The sequence below is a fragment of the Citrobacter sp. Igbk 14 genome, assembly GCF_028069825.1.
Lineage (GTDB): Bacteria > Pseudomonadota > Gammaproteobacteria > Enterobacterales > Enterobacteriaceae > Citrobacter.
Window position 1 is genome coordinate 1 of the sequence record NZ_JANEWM010000006.1, and the last position, 16,197, is coordinate 16,197.

The following is a 16,197-nucleotide window of genomic DNA, read 5'->3' on the forward strand; positions in this document are numbered from 1 at the left end:
TTTTTATTGTTTTATATTTAATGAAACAAAACACTTCTGAGTTAAATCGCAAAAAAAGACGATAATATTAACCGCATGAAATGTGATTAAGAATCAACCATTACCTTAACGGTGTTAGAGAGAAATTACTGCTATGGTTTCCAATTAATCAGCATCGGTTCCAGGAATGTTCCCAAAATAGTTGCTTCATTCGCTACATTGTGTTCTCGTCTGCTGACGGTTCAGTTTATTTGGTGCTATGTTGGCGTGAGCTGCAATCAGGAGATGATATGTTTTCTTTTCTCAAAACCCTTCACCGTCTCATCACCACACAACAAAAGACAGAAGAGTCGAACGATCAATACTCGAACGAGCAACTCATTCAATGGGCTACAGGCTGCATGCTGGAAGGGCTTCCCGATGATTTTTATCAGGCCCGGCTATTGTGCATAAAATCCCCTGACCCTAAAAATCCTGAGGGTTCGATAGTCAACGTCAATCATGACGTCATGCTCACATCTGAATCCGAATATGAACAATTTCAACCTGCTGATTTTCTTTACCCCACACAATGTCTGGAAATGATCCTTGATGGTAAGGAATGGCATCAGGCCACCATCATTTTCAACAAAGATAACGCATCGTTTAAATGGGAGTAGCTTCGCGGTAAAGAATCTGCCCGCCCATACCTGAAATCAGCTTACCTAAGCAAGGGCTCAATTACATCGTTAAGAGCAATTTCATCAACAGTACAACCGTGATTGCGGCGCGTGATGGCGTGGCAACGGTTGGCAAAATGGCCGGATTAGAACTGGGCAAATTTCTGAAATTTAAGCCCTGGGGTGCCATAAAATTTGCAAAAGGCATGAACGGCGCGCTGGTGTTTGTCGGCGTTGCGCTTGAACTCTGGGATACCTATAACCAAGCGAAACGTGAAGAAGAGTTCAAGAAAATGATTGAATCCATGGTGGGAAATTTTAATCAGCAGCGCGAGGGGTTGATTAATACGCTGGAAGAGAGTGATTTTGACCGTAAGCATTTTACCGGCTTCGCAGAGATGCAGGACGAAATGACCAACCTTGAGACAACGATGCAGGCGATCCGCGAGCAACAATCCCTTTTTTCCCGCTGGCGCGCGGATGCGGAAGCGATTGACGCTGAATACACGCGTGCGAACGACTGAGTCTGGAAGAAACCTGGATGGGCACGGAGGGTTGTAATGTGCCTGGCCCAGATACGTATTCAAATGATGCCTTGAAGATGGCGCAGGACTTATTGCTTTAACTTTTAAATGTCTAAATGGATCCTGGCCTTCGCCCTCGCCTTTGCAAGAGGCAGTCGCTAACCACGTTCACTTCTGGCACAGAGCGGAGGAAGGCCCCCCTGCAAATTTTGCAGAATTTAAGGATTCATTTTAGGGAGGAATTTTGATGAAGAAAAAATCCGGCTAAAAACCGGGCATCGCGCCCGGTTCAATTTTTTGGCGGAGAATGTCTTAAGCGCTCAAACCACGGTGTTTGAGCATTGGCTCCATTTTGGGGTCGCGGCCACTCCACTGGCGATAAAGCTCTGCTAAATCAGTGCTGTTACCACGGGACAAAACCGCTTCGCGGAATTTCTGTCCGTTTTCACGAGTCAACCCGCCCTGCTCTACAAACCACTGATAGCCGTCATCGGCCAGCATTTGCGTCCATAAATAAGCGTAATACCCTGCGGCATAACCACCGCCGAAGATATGGGCAAAATAGCTACTGCGATAACGCGGCGGTACAGCCTGCAGATCCAATCCTTCCGCAGCCAGGGCCTGTTGCTCAAATTCATCGACTGACAGTGATGACACACTCTGCTCCAGGCTGTGCCAGCGCATATCCAGCAATGCAGCGCTGAGAAGCTCCGTCATATCATAACCTTTGTTAAACAAGCTGGCCCGTTGCATCTTCTCCAGCAATGGCTGGGGCATTTTTTCACCCGTTTCAACATGGCGAGCATAACGCGCGAAAACCTGCGGATCACTCGCCCAGTGTTCGTTAATCTGCGACGGGAACTCGACGAAATCACGCGGGGTATTCGTGCCTGACAGCGTTGCATACCGTTGGCTGGCAAACAAACCGTGTAACGTGTGTCCGAACTCATGGAACAACGTGATGACATCATCCCACAGCAGCAAGGCGGGTTGGCCCTGAGCAGGTTTCTGATAGTTGCAGACGTTGTAAATGACCGGTCTGGTTTCATTTTGCAGCGATTGCTCAACAAAATTCCCCATCCAGGCACCACCACTTTTTGAGTCACGGGAAAAGAAATCACCATAAAACAGCGCCAGTCCTACGCCATCATGATCGAAAATCTCCCAAACCCGTACATCCGGATGATAAACAGGGATATCAAAGCGCTCGATGAATTTAATGCCAAACAGTTGGTTTGCTGTCCAGAAAACACCTTCATTCAGCACCGTATCCAGGGCAAAGTAAGGTTTAAGTAGCGCTTCATCAAGAGCATATTTTTCACGACGCACCTGCTCGGCATAAAATGCCCAGTCCCAGGCCTCAACCTCGAATTCGCCCTGTTGCTGATTAATCGTTTTCTGAATTTCAGCCTGCTCATTGAGCGCACGTTGACGTGCTGCGGGCACGATCGCCCGCATAAAAGAAAGTGCCGCTTCTGGCGTTTTCGCCATCTGATCGGCAATTTTCCAGGCTGCAAAATTCGCAAAACCCAGCAATGTTGCCTGCTCTCGGCGGATCTCCACCAGCCGTTTAATAATGGCGCGTGTATCGTTGGCATCCTCTTTTTCCGCCCGTGTCCAGGCCTGGGTAAACAGGTTTTTTCGTGTCTGTCGATCGCGTAACGCAGCAAGTGCCGGTTGTTGTGTGGTGTTCAATAGTGGGATAACCCAGCGAACCTCAAGTCCTTTGTTTCTGGCGGCTTCTACCGCAACGGCAATTTCCTCTGCACTGAGTCCGTCAAGTTGATGGACATCATCCACGACCAGTGCACCTGCTTTGTTCGCCGCCAGCAAACGCTGATTGAACTGACTGGTTAACGTTGCTGACTCCGTATTTAGCGCTTTCAGACGCGATTTGTCGGCGTCATTAAGACGTGCCCCTGCCAACACAAAGCGTTGGTGAACCACCTCCAACAGACGCAATGACTCACCTTCCAGATCCAGCGAAGAGCGTTGCTGCCAGACGGCATCTATACGCGCAAAAAGTGCGTCATTGAGGTAGATATCATTGGCCAGCGCGGCCAGTTCAGCGGAGAACGCCTCGTCAAGACGCTGAAGCTCATCGTTGGTATGCGCTGCCGTCATCGCAAAGAAAACGCTGGTGACGCGCGCCAACAACGCCCCACTTTGCTCAAGCGCCAGCAATGTATTTGTGAAATCAGGAGCCTGTTGGTTTTGCACAATCGCCGCTATTTCAGCGCGTTTTTGTTTCACACCTTCATCAAACGCGGGCCGATAATGGCAATCTTCAATCTGATCAAATTGCGGTGCCTGGTAAGGTAATGTGCTGTGGTGCAAAAAAGGATTTGTTAACGACATCTTTTCCTCCTGAAAACGATTTGTTTACTAGAGTAGGCCTCCCAGGATTCGACCGCAATCTCGTTAAGCAGTAATAGCTCTGAGCAGAAATGACGTGCTATGGTAGTACTACATAAAAAGCGTTGAGGAACAGTGAGATGATCGTTTTAGTAACCGGAGCAACAGCAGGTTTTGGTGAGTGCATTACGCGTCGTTTTATTGAGAATGGGCATAAAGTTATTGCCACCGGACGCCGCCAGGAACGTCTGCAGGAACTGAAAGATGAACTGGGTAATAATCTGTATACCGCTCAGCTTGACGTCCGCAATCGCGCATCCATTGAAGAGATGCTGGACGCCCTGCCCGCCGAATGGCGCAATATCGATATCCTGGTCAACAATGCCGGTCTGGCGCTGGGTCTTGAGCCAGCCCACAAAGCGAATGTCGATGACTGGGAAACCATGATCGATACCAACAACAAAGGCCTGATTTATATGACGCGTGCCGTTCTGCCAGGCATGGTCGAGCGTAACCGCGGCCACATTATTAATATCGGCTCTACCGCCGGTAGTTGGCCTTATGCTGGCGGGAACGTGTATGGTGCAACCAAAGCGTTTGTTCGTCAGTTTAGCCTGAACCTGCGTACAGACTTACACGGCACAGCGATCCGCGTGACCGACATTGAACCCGGACTGGTTGGCGGTACCGAGTTCTCTAATGTGCGCTTCAAAGGCGACGATGATAAAGCAGGTAAAACCTACGAAAATACCACTGCACTGACTCCGCAAGATGTCACTGAAGCCGTATGGTGGGTTGCTTCGTTACCGGCTCATGTCAACATCAATACCCTTGAGATGATGCCTGTCACCCAGTCTTTTGCCGGGCTCAGCGTGCATCGAAGCTAAATGAGATACCCGGCCTTGTGCCGGGTATAGAAAGCGCTCGATAAGTGATAAAATATCCGGGTTAACTCTCTAATAAGTAAGAATGAATGACCGTAGAAACGCAGCTCAACCCTACACAGCCGGTAAATCAACAGATTTATCGTATTCTTCGCAGCGATATCGTGCATTGTCTGATTGCACCCGGTACGCCATTGTCGGAGAAAGAGGTTTCCGTACGCTTTAACGTGTCTCGCCAGCCGGTACGAGAAGCATTCATCAAACTGGCAGAAAACGGTTTGATTCAGATCCGTCCACAACGTGGCAGTTACGTGAATAAAATCTCGCTGTCGCAGGTGCAGAATGGCTGTTTTGTACGTCAGGCCATTGAGTGTGCCGTGGCCCGCCGCGCCGCCTCGATGATCACCGACAACCAGTGCTATCAACTTGAACAAAACCTGCATCAGCAACGCATTGCCATTGACCGTAAGCAGCTCAACGATTTCTTCCAGCTTGATGATGAGTTTCATCAGAAACTGGCATTAATCGCTGATTGCCAGCTTGCCTGGGACACCGTCGAGAATATTAAAGCCACGATTGACCGGGTACGCTATATGAGTCTGGATCACGTCTCCCCGCCTGAAATGCTACTTCGTCAGCACCATGATATCTTTGCAGCGCTGGTAAAACATGATAGCGATGCCGTCGAGCATGCAATGAAGCTGCATCTACAGGAAATTAGCGAATCTGTTCAGCTTATTCGTCAGGAAAATAGCGACTGGTTTAGCGAAGACTAATACGTAGCTCACCTCTCACTGAGGTGAGTTTCCCCGAACGATTCCCTCTCCTGCATATCCCCATAAAAAAAGCTGTGATTTTGATCGAAAACAAAAAAAATCATTAACGAGAAGCGTATTTATATTGCGCCCGTTACGTGGGACTAAAAGCCCACGGGCTTTGACGGTAAGTTGGAAAGGAGAAAACACCATGAAAACATACGATCGTAACCGCAACGCAATCACCACTGGCAGCCGCGTCATGATTAGTGACACCGGACTCACCGGCCGTATTACAGCCATTGACACCGATGGCCTGACCGCTGAGCAAATCCGCCGCGGTAAAACAGTGGAAATCGAAGGATGTGAAGGCAAATATGCCCCCCTCGAACTGATTCGTTTAGGCATGAACTAATTGGTGTGAATGCCAAAAACAATGCGCCATCTGGCTGTTGTTAAAGCCGGATGGCGACATAGAGAGTTATCTTACTGACTGTAATTTCGCAGCATATTTCGCAACCGTTGCTTTCGCGCCTTCCGCCAGCAAAGTCAGGTACGCTTCTGTAACCCGCTTTTTAAACAGTTCAATCTGTGGCAGTTCGTCACCAAAAATAGCGTCTATAGCCAATAGCGCCTGCACACGCTCTTCACCTTCGTGACTGTTCTGTACCGCGTTCTGGATCACAGGCAGCAGCGGATCGCTAATTTCAATTGCTTGTCCCTGCTCATCCACACCCCCGACATAGCGCATCCAACCCGCCACACCGAGTGCAAGCAGATCAAAACCACTACCGTGCACAATGTGCCAACGCACAGAGTCAAGCATACGTTGCGGCAGTTTCTGACTACCATCCATGGCAATCTGCCAGGTACGGTGGCGCAACGCCGGGTTGCTATAGCGATCAATCAGCAAGTCAGCATAATGCTGGAGATCCACCCCTTTCACTTTCAATGTTGGTGCTTGCTCCTGCAGCATCAACACGCGAGCGGCGACACGATAGTTCTCATCCCCCATACAGTCGTTGATGTGTTGATATCCTGCCAGATAGCCGAGGTAAGCAAGGAAAGAGTGGCTGCCGTTAAGCATGCGCAACTTCATTTCTTCGAACGGGATAACATCGGCCACCAGTTCAGCGTCGGCTTTTTCCCACTCTGGGCGCCCAGCGACAAAATTATCTTCAATGACCCACTGACGGAACGGTTCGCATGCCACACCCGCCGGATCGCGTACCCCGGTAAGTTGTTCAATTTTGTCCAGCGTATCTGCGGTTACCGCCGGGACAATACGGTCAACCATTGTTGACGGGAACGTCACATGTTGTTCGATCCATGCGGCCAGCTCAGCATCCACCGCGCGTGCATATGCGGTCACAACATTGCGCATCACATGACCGTTTTCTGGCATGTTGTCGCAGGACATCACGGTAAACGCACCTAAACCTGCGGCTTTACGGCGTGCAAGTGCTTCAACCACCACACCCGGCGCGGTCTTCGGCTGTTTTGGGTTTTGCAGGTCGGCGGCAATCATCGGGTTATCCAACATCAATTGCCCGGTCGCCGGAGAGTGGCAATACCCCTTCTCAGTAATGGTCAGGGAAACGATCGCCACCTGCGGTTCGCACAGTGCAGCCAGTACAGCTTCCAGACCATCAACCTGCGCATGCAACGCCTTTTTAACCACGCCAACAACTCTTGCTGTCCAGGCATCCGCAGACATCTCCGCAACGGTGTACAAGTTATCTTGCTGTTTCAAATCAGCAATCTGCTGCTCACCGCCAATCAGGTTTACTTCGCAGTATCCCCAGTCACTATTGTGATCTGCTGCCAGGATGTCAGCGTATACCCCCTGGTGTGCGCGGTGGAAAGCACCGAACCCCAGGTGAACAATACGCGGAACCAGTTTTGTACGATCGTAGCCAGGAAGTGCAGCCTTTGCCGCTAAGAGCTTGTTTTGCATTGTATGACCTACTTATCAATGAAATCAGGACTGTCTCAGAGTAACGCCTGTATGGTTGTATGTTTTGATTTGCATTAAACTTTCTATGATTGGTATGACATCATTTAAAGCTGTGTAATAGCATGGTCAGGCCATCAGTTCAGACCTGACCATACCCTGTCCGTACTAGCCTGCCTGAGTGGCTCCGGCACGAACCTTCTCGGTTTTGCTCACTTCCGCAGCATCTTCCAGGACACTCAAATCACGGTCTTTCACTTCAGGCATTAGCAGTGCTGAAACCAAACCAATGAGCGAGTAAGCCATAACCATCACCAGAATCGGCCACCAGGAATTTGTCATGTTACAGAAAATACCCGCCAGAACAGGACCAAAACCAACGGCCACCAATCCACCGGCCTCTTTTGAAATTGCCATTCGGGTGAAGCGATTACGCGCACCGAACATTTCAGCCATGGTAATATTTTCGAGTGCGAACAATCCCAGCACCGCAAAATTATGAATAACAATCAGCGCTGTCATAATGACGCCGGGGCTATACGTTTTATCTACAACAATCGATAACATTGGATAAGCAAGAATAATTGCAGATATATTCAGAATTATATATGGCAAACGGCGACCAAATTTATCTGACAACCAGCCTAATAAAGGTATTGTAATAAAGCCAAGAACAGAACTAATCATTAAGGCATCTGTCGGTATTGATTTATCAAACAACAGTGTTTGGACCAAATATCCGGCAAGGAAAGTCTGAATTAAACCTGAGTTACCCGCCTGTCCAAAACGTAAGCCGGTTGCCAACCAGAAAGACTTACTGGTAAACATTGCACCCAGCGTATTTTCTGACGGGTTATTTAATGCAGGTGCATTTTCCTCATCATTAACTTTCTCAAATACTGGACTTTCTTTGAGGTTCATTCGCAACCAGATGGCAAAAATCATAACCACTACACTCGCCAGGAACGGAATTCGCCAACCCCAGGCTAACAATTCCTCACGATCAAGGGCAAAGAACATCACGGCCCAGATTGCAGTAGCACTTAATGTGCCGCAGTTAGTTCCCATTGCAACAAGAGAGGAAATGATACCGCGTTTTCCTTTTGGTGCGTACTCTGCGAGCATGGTACCAGCACCAGAGATTTCGGCTCCTGCACCAAGTCCCTGCACAATACGCAGCGTAACCAGCAAAACAGGAGCAAAAATTCCAATTTGCGCATATGTCGGTAACACACCAATTAATGTTGTACAGATCCCCATCATAGTTATTGTAATAAACAGCACTTTTTTTCGACCAATGCTATCCCCCATTTTACCGAAAATAAATGCTCCAACTATTCGTGCAATATACCCTGCCCCGTATGTACCCATTGCCAGAATGAGTGCCATCGCGGCAGATTGTTCCGGGAAAAATATTTCATGAAATACCAGTGCGGCACCCAATGAATATAATTGGAAATCCATAAATTCGAGAGCTGTCCCTAACCATCCTGAAACGGCTGCTCTCACCAGATCTTTCGTTGACCTTTCGTGTTTTTCTTGATTCATATTGGCTATCTCTAAGAGGTAAGATGCGTACCACTTACTCGCAATTATTAATATTATTCAGTGAATGTGAGTAAAACTTTGCAGCAGTGCTGCTGATCTTTCTCAAACAATTCAATTGCGTCGGTAACGTGGTGATAGTCAAAAGTATGGGTAATGAGTTTATTAGGGTCGATAAGTCCTTTGACCAACCAATCAATAACAACCGGGAATTTATTTGCATTTAATCTTGAAGAATAGATTGAAAGCTCTTTCCCTGTAATACCTTGCTGTACAATCTGGCAAGGCTCGCTGGAGAATCCCATTAAAACGATTCGCGCAGCCGGTGATGCCAGCGTGATAGCCTCCTGTAAAATGGATGGATGACAAGCCGCATCCACGATAATCGTAGGTTTCAGCGCCTTCTCAGCAAGAAAATCCTGCAATGATTGCTGCCCATTATTGACTGTCCAGTCAGCACCGCACTGTTTTGCCATCGTCAGACGTTCGTCAATTCTGTCTGCAATCACTACCGTTTTTACGTTGTAAACATGTTTAAGTGCCTGAACAGTCGTGAGCCCCATCGGGCCGGCTCCGTAAATCAGTGCGATATCGTTCTCTGTTGGTTGAACTTGTCCGGTCACGTTCGCCGCGATGGTAAAAGGTTCCACCATAACAGCGTGCTCATCTTTCACTGCGTCAGGGATTAACCAGGCATTTTTCGCGGGTACAACCGCGTACTCACTAAAACCGCCATCACGATGAACACCCAATACCACCAGCGATGTGCAAACGTTTGGTTTACCAATTGAGCAAGGGTAGCAGTGTCCACAACTGATAACCGGATCAACGGACACACGTTCACCTATACGCGAACGCTCTACTCCTTCACCAACAGCATCTATTACACCAAAGAATTCATGGCCAATAACTCGCGGATATTTCGCAAATGGATTATGTCCACGATAAATATGGCTGTCTGAACCGCAAATCCCCGCCAGTTTTACTTTTACCCGGACCTCTCCTGCTGAAGGTTCTGGTACTGGTCGCTGCGCGATAACAAGCGTATTCGGTTTTTCAATCACAATACTATTCATAACAAATCACTCCTTACCAGTTCCACAGCGTGCCATCTTCAAGGCGGGCGACCGGCAGATATGCGGGATCGTACGGATATTTCGCTGCAAGTTTTTCGTCAAACTCGATACCGAGCCCTGGTTTGTCACCTGGGTGCATATAGCCGTTATCAAAGGTCCAGTTATGCGGGAACACTTCCAACATCTGTTCTGAGTACCCCATATATTCCTGCACACCGAAGTTTGGTACCCACAGATCGAAATGCAGCGCAGCGGCCATGCAGACTGGCGACAAATCGGAAGGTCCATGGGAACCCGTGCGTACCTGATAAAGTGAGGCAAAATCAGCAATACGACGCATACCGGTGATACCGCCTGCGTGGGTAATAGTGGTGCGGATATAGTCAATCAGCTGTTCTTCAATAAGCTGCTTGCAGTCCCAGATACTGTTGAAGACTTCCCCTACAGCAATCGGCGTGACCGTATGCTGGCGGATCAGGCGGAAACACGCCTGGTTTTCAGCTGGGGTTGGGTCTTCCATCCAGAACAGACGGTATTGCTCAATACTTTTGCCGAAACGGGCCGCTTCAATTGGCGTCAGGCGGTGATGCATGTCATGCAGAAGATGTTCATCAAAACCAAATTTGTTGCGAACGGCTTCAAACAATTTCGGTGTGAAATCGAGATATTTCTCCGTCGACCACAGCTGCTCTTCCGGCCATTGGCCTTTGGTCGCAGGTTCGTAGGCCAGGCCTTTACCTTTAGACATACCGTAGGTGGTCTTCATCCCCGGTACGCCACACTGCACACGGATCGCTTTAAACCCCATCTCTTTATGACGCGCGTAATCCTCCAGCACATCATCAATGGAATGACCGGTTGTGTGACAGTACACCATGACGCCTTCGCGTGATGCGCCACCCAGCAACTGGTACAACGGCATATTCGCCGCTTTCGCTTTAATATCCCACAGGGCCATATCTACCGCAGAAATCGCCGACATCGTTACCGGGCCGCGACGCCAGTAAGCCCCCTTGTAGAAAAACTGCCAGATATCCTCAATTCGATGCGCATCACGCCCAATGAGCTGTGGACACACATGATCTTTCAGGTAGGACGCCACGGATAATTCACGCCCGTTGAGCGTGGCATCCCCTAATCCGGTGATCCCATCGTCTGTCGTGATTTTCAGCGTGACAAAATTACGTCCTGGACAGGTAACAAAAACTTCAGCCCCGACAATCTTCATTTTTTAATCCTTACATCTCTTCTTGTGATGCAGGAAATTTACCCAACTGAGCTACTACCATACAAGTATAAAGATCAAAAAAGCGCTCACTGATCACAAAAAAGGCGCTATGCGCGCCCCCATCCAGCCACGATGATCAACATCCCACACAGTGCCACTAACGCACCGGACCAGTCGTACAGGCTCAATTTTACGCCATCGACAATGCGTAACCAGAGCAATGCAGTCACCACATATACGCCACCATACGCGGCATATACCCGCCCGCTCGCCGCCGGATGTAGCGTCAGCAACCAGACGAACAGCGCTAATGACACCCCAGCGGGAACCAGCAGCCAGGCCGTCGCCCCACGCTTAAGCCAGAGCCAGGGTAAAAAGCAGCCAATGATTTCGCATAACGCGGTGACGAAGAAAAGTAATGTTGTCTTAAGCATTGAAGTTATTCAGTTACCTTCGGTTTAACCATGATACGACAGAATATGTCCAACGTATCCATATGCGCCCAGTGGGTATGCCCTGGCGCAGGAATAGTGTAGAATTTAGCCCTGTTTTATCGTTTTTTTCCCTTTCTCATTAAAGGAATTCGCCATGAAAATTACACTGACCAAACGCCTGTGCCTGACGGCGATGCTGACGCTGGCGGCGGCTGTGTACACCTCTTCCGCATTTGCTGAAACCAGTAAACTGGTCATAGAGTCCGGGGACAGTGCGCAAAGTCGTCAACAGGCCGCAATGGAAAAGGAACAATGGAACGATACGCGTCAGTTGCGTCAGAAAGTCAACAAGCGTACAGAGAAAGAGTGGGACAAAGCCGATGCTGCTTTTGATAGCCGTGATAAATGCGAACAAAGCGCGAACCTGAATGCGTACTGGGAGCCTAACACCCTGCGTTGTCTCGATCGTCGCACTGGCCGCACCGTTGCCCCATAATCATTGTGCTCACTAGAAGATATTGAAAGGATACGATATGGCAAGCGCCCTCAGTGTAAAGCTGCGCCCGCTGGAGCGTGAAGATTTACGTTTCGTCCATCAGCTTGATAACAACGCCAGCGTCATGCGCTACTGGTTTGAAGAACCTTACGAAGCGTTTGTGGAGCTGTCAGACCTGTATGACAAACACATTCACGACCAAAGTGAACGCCGTTTTGTGGTCGAGTGTGACGGTGAGAAAGCCGGGCTGGTGGAGCTGGTTGAAATAAACCATGTGCACCGCCGGGCTGAATTTCAGATCATCATTTCCCCGGATTACCAGGGCAAAGGTCTGGCAACGCGCGCGGCAAAACTGGCGATGGATTACGGTTTTACCGTGCTTAACTTATATAAGCTGTATCTGATCGTTGATAAAGAGAACGAAAAAGCAATTCACATCTACCGCAAACTTGGCTTTATGGTGGAAGGTGAACTGATTCATGAGTTCTTTATTAACGGCCAGTACCGTAACACCATTCGCATGTGTATCTTCCAACAGCAATATCTGGCCGATCACAAAGCACCGGGTTCCAACCTGTTACAACCTACCGCTCAGTAAAAACGGTTAGTAGTAATCAATGGTGTTTTCAATCGAGTAATGATGCTCAACTGCCGGCTTTACGCTTTCGTCAACGATAACCAGCTGGCAGTTGACCGGATTAGCATACGAATCATACTCACAGGTTTGTTTGACGTTACCTAAAGGGCGATCGTTCAGCATGCTTACTGCCGTGTAATCCAGTTTTTTCAATGGATCGGCTGATGGCTTAGCGTCAACCTGCAGCGTATTGTCCTTACTGATGGTGGTTTTGCCGAGCGGGTAGCCTTCCGCGTCATACCGGTATTGCACCTTCATCTCTTTTCCCGTGGCGGACACAACAAAACCGTTATCGTCGGTATCCCACACTACGCCCGCAGAAGGCAGTTCCGCCAGTTGGCATTTCCCCTGTAAACGGATCCGTTTTTCCAGCGTTTCTGCATCCCGATAGAAGTTCGCATCCAGCACTAATGCCATACCCGTATTATTTTCGACATCATGCAATTCCAGCGTATCAAAACAGCCTTCCTGCGAGAGCGTACCTGTGACGCGCTTAGTCACTTCGCCTTTGTCGTTGAGCAGTGTTTGACTAAAATCTTTCACCGGGCCGCGAAGCGGATCAAAATCAAACTCATTGGAGAAGCTGGCCATTTCCGGCGTAAAGGAAACCAGCCCTTTGGCGTTATCACACCCAACCAACACGATACACAGGAAACCTAACAGGGTCTGTTTCTTCACATTTTTCACCGGGATAAGTAGATAATTCTCAATCATATTAGCAAATACAGTTATTTACACCAGAAATGCTAATCTTAGTTTATGTCGATCACGAAAGGAGTTGATGATGAAATACATAACAGGAATTGCCGCGAGCTTATTACTGGTCGCTTCCCCGCAGGTCCTGGCGGCGCCCGCGTCCTGTGAGCGCGTGAAGAGTGATATCGAACAGCGCATTATGAATAATGGTGTCGCGGAATCCAGTTTCACGCTGAATATTGTTCCTAATGACCAGGCCGATCAGCCTGATTCACTGGTGGTCGGTCATTGTGCCAATGATACGCACAAGATCCTCTATACCCGAACCCACAGCGGTAACACGCCCGCAAACAGTAGCCCTTCTCAAGACGGCCACATGTCTGAACCGCAGTAAATTTTTACCCTCCGTTCGCGGAGGGTCACTCCTGTTTGATATGCATTAATAAGATTTACCTATAAATAGGTAGACTCAACTTCATTGTTAGCAAGCTAGTTATTTCGTTATAAAACAATATATATAACGACAATTACAATGGAGTGGGTTATGTCTGAAGATGAGCAATATGGAGGTATTAGCCGCAGGACGTTAGTCAAATCCTCGGCTATAGGTTCACTGGCACTTGCTGCCGGAGGCCTGTCACTACCCTTTGGTATTCGTGCCGCTGCTGCTGCCGTACAGCAATCAGTGCAGCCTGTTGAAGATAAAGCTGTCTGGAGTTCCTGTACGGTTAACTGCGGCAGCCGTTGCCTATTACGTCTGCATGTGAAAGATGATGCAGTCTACTGGGTTGAATCTGACACGACCGGCGATGATACCTACGGTAACCACCAGGTTCGCGCCTGCTTGCGCGGTCGTTCAATTCGCCGTCGTATGAACCACCCTGACCGCCTCAAATACCCGATGAAACGCGTTGGTAAACGCGGTGAAGGTAAATTTGAGCGTATCAGTTGGGATGAAGCGCTGGATACCGTTGCCGGAAATCTGAAGCGTATTTTGCATGATTACGGTAATGAAGCCGTTCACGTTCTTTACGGTACCGGTGTGGATGGGGGTAATATCACGAACTCCAACGTCCCCTACCGTTTGATGAATTCCTGTGGCGGCTATTTAAGCCGTTACGGGAGTTACAGCACCGCACAAATCAGCGCCGCCATGGGATATATGTTCGGTGCTAACGACGGTAACAGTCCCGACGATATCGCCAACACAAAGCTGGTTGTGATGTTTGGTAATAACCCAGCCGAAACGCGTATGAGCGGCGGTGGCGTAACCTGGTATGTCGAGCAGGCACGTGAGCGGTCAAATGCCAGAATGATCGTTATCGATCCACGCTACAACGACACCGCCGCAGGTCGTGAAGATGAATGGCTGCCTATTCGCCCAGGAACGGATGCTGCACTTGCCGCCGCAATCGCCTGGGTGCTGATCGCAGAAGATCTGATTGATAAACCTTTCCTTGATAAATACTGCGTCGGCTACGATGAAACCACTCTCCCCGCCAGCGCACCGCGTAATGCGCACTACAAGGCCTATATATTAGGTGACGGCCCGGACGGAATTGCCAAAACACCGCAATGGGCATCTCAGATTACCAGCATCCCTGCAGACAAAATCATCCAGTTAGCCCGTGAAATCGGTTCGGCAAAACCGGCTTACATCTGTCAGGGCTGGGGACCACAACGCCATTCCAACGGTGAACAGACAGCCCGAGCGATCACCATGCTCTCTGTTTTGACAGGAAACGTGGGAATTAACGGCGGTAACTCCGGTATGCGTGAAGGGACCTGGGATCTGGGTGTTGAATGGTTTTCCATGTTAGAGAACCCGGTCAAAACACAGATATCGGTGTTCACCTGGACAGATGCTATCGATCATGGCGCAGAAATGACAGCCACCCGCGACGGTGTACGCGGTAAAGATAAACTGGATGTGCCTATCAAGTTTATCTGGTGCTATGCCAGTAATACGCTCATCAACCAGCATGGCAATATTGCTCATACTCATGACGTTTTACAGGATGACAGTAAGTGCGAAATGATTGTCGGCATTGAGCACTTTATGACCGCATCGGCGAAGTACTGCGACATCCTGCTGCCGGATCTGATGCCTACTGAACAAGAAGACCTCATTTCACATGAATCCGCCGGGAATATGGGCTATGTGATCCTTGGACAGCCCGCCACCTCACCTAAATTTGAACGAAAACCCATTTACTGGATGTTAAGTGAAGTCGCGAAACGCCTGGGCCCGGACGTCTATCAAAAATTCACGGAAGGCCGCACCCAGCACGAGTGGGTGAAATATCTGCATGCCAAAACCAAAGAACGTAACCCGGAAATGCCGGATTACGAAGAGATGAAAACGACCGGTATTTTCAAGAAAAAATGCCCGGAAGAACACTATGTCGCCTTCCGTTCATTCCGCGAAGATCCTGCTGCAAACCCGTTGAAAACGCCATCAGGGAAAATTGAGATTTACTCTGAAAGACTGGCCACCATTGCCGAGACATGGGAACTCAAGCAAGACGAGATTGTGCATCCGCTACCGGCTTATGCGCCCGGCTTTGACGGCTGGGATGACCCCAAACGCAAAACGTATCCGCTACAGCTCACCGGATTCCACTATAAGGCGCGAACTCACTCAAGCTACGGCAACATTGATGTTTTACAACAGGCGTGCCCGCAGGAAATCTGGATTAACCCCGTCGATGCCCGTTCACGTGGCATTCATCACGGCGATACGGTACGGGTGTTTAACAGCAATGGTCAGATGCTGATCGCCGCAAAAGTCACTCCGCGTATTTTGCCCGGCGTGACAGCCATCGGCCAAGGCGCATGGCTCAATGCTGATATGTTTGGTGACCAGATCGATCACGGTGGTTCAATCAACATTCTCACGTCACATCGTCCTTCTCCGTTAGCGAAGGGGAATCCATCCCACAGTAATCTCGTTCAGGTTGAAAAGGCGTAAGGTG

At 49.1% G+C, this 16,197-nt stretch carries 16 protein-coding genes; 9 read left to right on the forward strand and 7 right to left on the reverse strand.

The window, feature by feature from the left end:
- Positions 1 to 269 precede the first annotated feature (269 nt).
- Complete coding sequence (locus tag NNN64_RS03715) at positions 270 to 638, forward strand: hypothetical protein (protein ID WP_137383104.1); 369 nt, start codon at positions 270 to 272, stop codon at positions 636 to 638.
- Between the two features lie 35 nt (positions 639 to 673).
- On the forward strand, positions 674 to 1,162 hold the full coding sequence (locus NNN64_RS03720; RefSeq protein ID WP_271440603.1) for a LeoA/HP0731 family dynamin-like GTPase: 489 nt from the start codon (positions 674 to 676) through the stop codon (positions 1,160 to 1,162).
- 312 nt (positions 1,163 to 1,474) lie between these two features.
- Here the strand turns inward: NNN64_RS03720 and dcp are convergent, their stop codons facing one another.
- Positions 1,475 to 3,520 (reverse strand): peptidyl-dipeptidase Dcp, encoded by a 2,046-nt coding sequence (gene dcp / locus NNN64_RS03725; RefSeq protein ID WP_271440528.1) that lies wholly within the window; start codon positions 3,518 to 3,520, stop codon positions 1,475 to 1,477.
- Positions 3,521 to 3,657: 137 nt separating this feature from the next.
- Here dcp and ydfG point away from each other — a divergent pair, with 137 nt between their 5' ends.
- The 3 genes from ydfG (at position 3,658) to ydfZ (ending at position 5,571) form a co-directional block, all read left to right on the forward strand.
- Positions 3,658 to 4,404 carry a bifunctional NADP-dependent 3-hydroxy acid dehydrogenase/3-hydroxypropionate dehydrogenase YdfG gene (ydfG, locus tag NNN64_RS03730; RefSeq protein ID WP_137383108.1) on the forward strand — a complete coding sequence of 249 codons (747 nt, stop codon included), beginning with the start codon at positions 3,658 to 3,660 and terminating at the stop codon, positions 4,402 to 4,404.
- Between the two features lie 86 nt (positions 4,405 to 4,490).
- Positions 4,491 to 5,177 carry a GntR family transcriptional regulator gene (locus NNN64_RS03735; protein ID WP_271440529.1) on the forward strand — a complete coding sequence of 229 codons (687 nt, stop codon included), beginning with the start codon at positions 4,491 to 4,493 and terminating at the stop codon, positions 5,175 to 5,177.
- A 190-nt stretch (positions 5,178 to 5,367) separates the two neighbouring features.
- Complete coding sequence (ydfZ, locus tag NNN64_RS03740) at positions 5,368 to 5,571, forward strand: putative selenium delivery protein YdfZ (RefSeq protein ID WP_003032393.1); 204 nt, start codon at positions 5,368 to 5,370, stop codon at positions 5,569 to 5,571.
- A 66-nt stretch (positions 5,572 to 5,637) separates the two neighbouring features.
- Here ydfZ and NNN64_RS03745 read toward each other — a convergent pair whose 3' ends face one another.
- From NNN64_RS03745 to NNN64_RS03765, 5 genes are all read right to left on the reverse strand, one after another.
- The gene (locus NNN64_RS03745; protein ID WP_271440530.1) at positions 5,638 to 7,113 is read right to left on the reverse strand and encodes a mannitol dehydrogenase family protein; all 1,476 of its coding nucleotides are present in this window, start codon (positions 7,111 to 7,113) and stop codon (positions 5,638 to 5,640) included.
- Between the two features lie 165 nt (positions 7,114 to 7,278).
- A complete protein-coding gene (locus NNN64_RS03750) occupies positions 7,279 to 8,658 on the reverse strand; it encodes an MFS transporter (RefSeq protein WP_271440531.1) in 1,380 nt (459 codons plus the stop codon).
- Between the two features lie 53 nt (positions 8,659 to 8,711).
- Positions 8,712 to 9,731 carry a Zn-dependent oxidoreductase gene (locus NNN64_RS03755; RefSeq protein ID WP_271440532.1) on the reverse strand — a complete coding sequence of 340 codons (1,020 nt, stop codon included), beginning with the start codon at positions 9,729 to 9,731 and terminating at the stop codon, positions 8,712 to 8,714.
- Between the two features lie 13 nt (positions 9,732 to 9,744).
- Complete coding sequence (rspA, locus tag NNN64_RS03760) at positions 9,745 to 10,959, reverse strand: starvation-sensing protein RspA (protein WP_005121148.1); 1,215 nt, start codon at positions 10,957 to 10,959, stop codon at positions 9,745 to 9,747.
- A 107-nt stretch (positions 10,960 to 11,066) separates the two neighbouring features.
- Positions 11,067 to 11,393: a YnfA family protein gene (locus tag NNN64_RS03765; RefSeq protein WP_005121149.1), complete on the reverse strand. Its 327-nt coding sequence runs from the start codon at positions 11,391 to 11,393 to the stop codon at positions 11,067 to 11,069.
- A gap of 154 nt (positions 11,394 to 11,547) precedes the next feature.
- Between NNN64_RS03765 and NNN64_RS03770 the strand changes: the two genes are divergently transcribed.
- Positions 11,548 to 11,889 (forward strand): DUF1283 family protein, encoded by a 342-nt coding sequence (locus NNN64_RS03770; RefSeq protein ID WP_137383113.1) that lies wholly within the window; start codon positions 11,548 to 11,550, stop codon positions 11,887 to 11,889.
- 37 nt (positions 11,890 to 11,926) lie between these two features.
- Complete coding sequence (gene speG / locus NNN64_RS03775; protein WP_271440533.1) at positions 11,927 to 12,487, forward strand: spermidine N1-acetyltransferase; 561 nt, start codon at positions 11,927 to 11,929, stop codon at positions 12,485 to 12,487.
- Positions 12,488 to 12,493: 6 nt separating this feature from the next.
- Here speG and NNN64_RS03780 read toward each other — a convergent pair whose 3' ends face one another.
- Positions 12,494 to 13,204 carry a YnfC family lipoprotein gene (locus tag NNN64_RS03780; protein ID WP_271440534.1) on the reverse strand — a complete coding sequence of 237 codons (711 nt, stop codon included), beginning with the start codon at positions 13,202 to 13,204 and terminating at the stop codon, positions 12,494 to 12,496.
- Positions 13,205 to 13,310: 106 nt separating this feature from the next.
- Between NNN64_RS03780 and NNN64_RS03785 the strand changes: the two genes are divergently transcribed.
- Both NNN64_RS03785 and ynfF read left to right on the forward strand, forming a co-directional pair.
- Complete coding sequence (locus NNN64_RS03785) at positions 13,311 to 13,616, forward strand: DUF1161 domain-containing protein (RefSeq protein WP_271440535.1); 306 nt, start codon at positions 13,311 to 13,313, stop codon at positions 13,614 to 13,616.
- A 138-nt stretch (positions 13,617 to 13,754) separates the two neighbouring features.
- Positions 13,755 to 16,193 carry a selenate/tellurate reductase subunit YnfF gene (gene ynfF / locus NNN64_RS03790; protein WP_271440536.1) on the forward strand — a complete coding sequence of 813 codons (2,439 nt, stop codon included), beginning with the start codon at positions 13,755 to 13,757 and terminating at the stop codon, positions 16,191 to 16,193.
- The last annotated feature ends 4 nt before the right edge of the window (positions 16,194 to 16,197 follow it).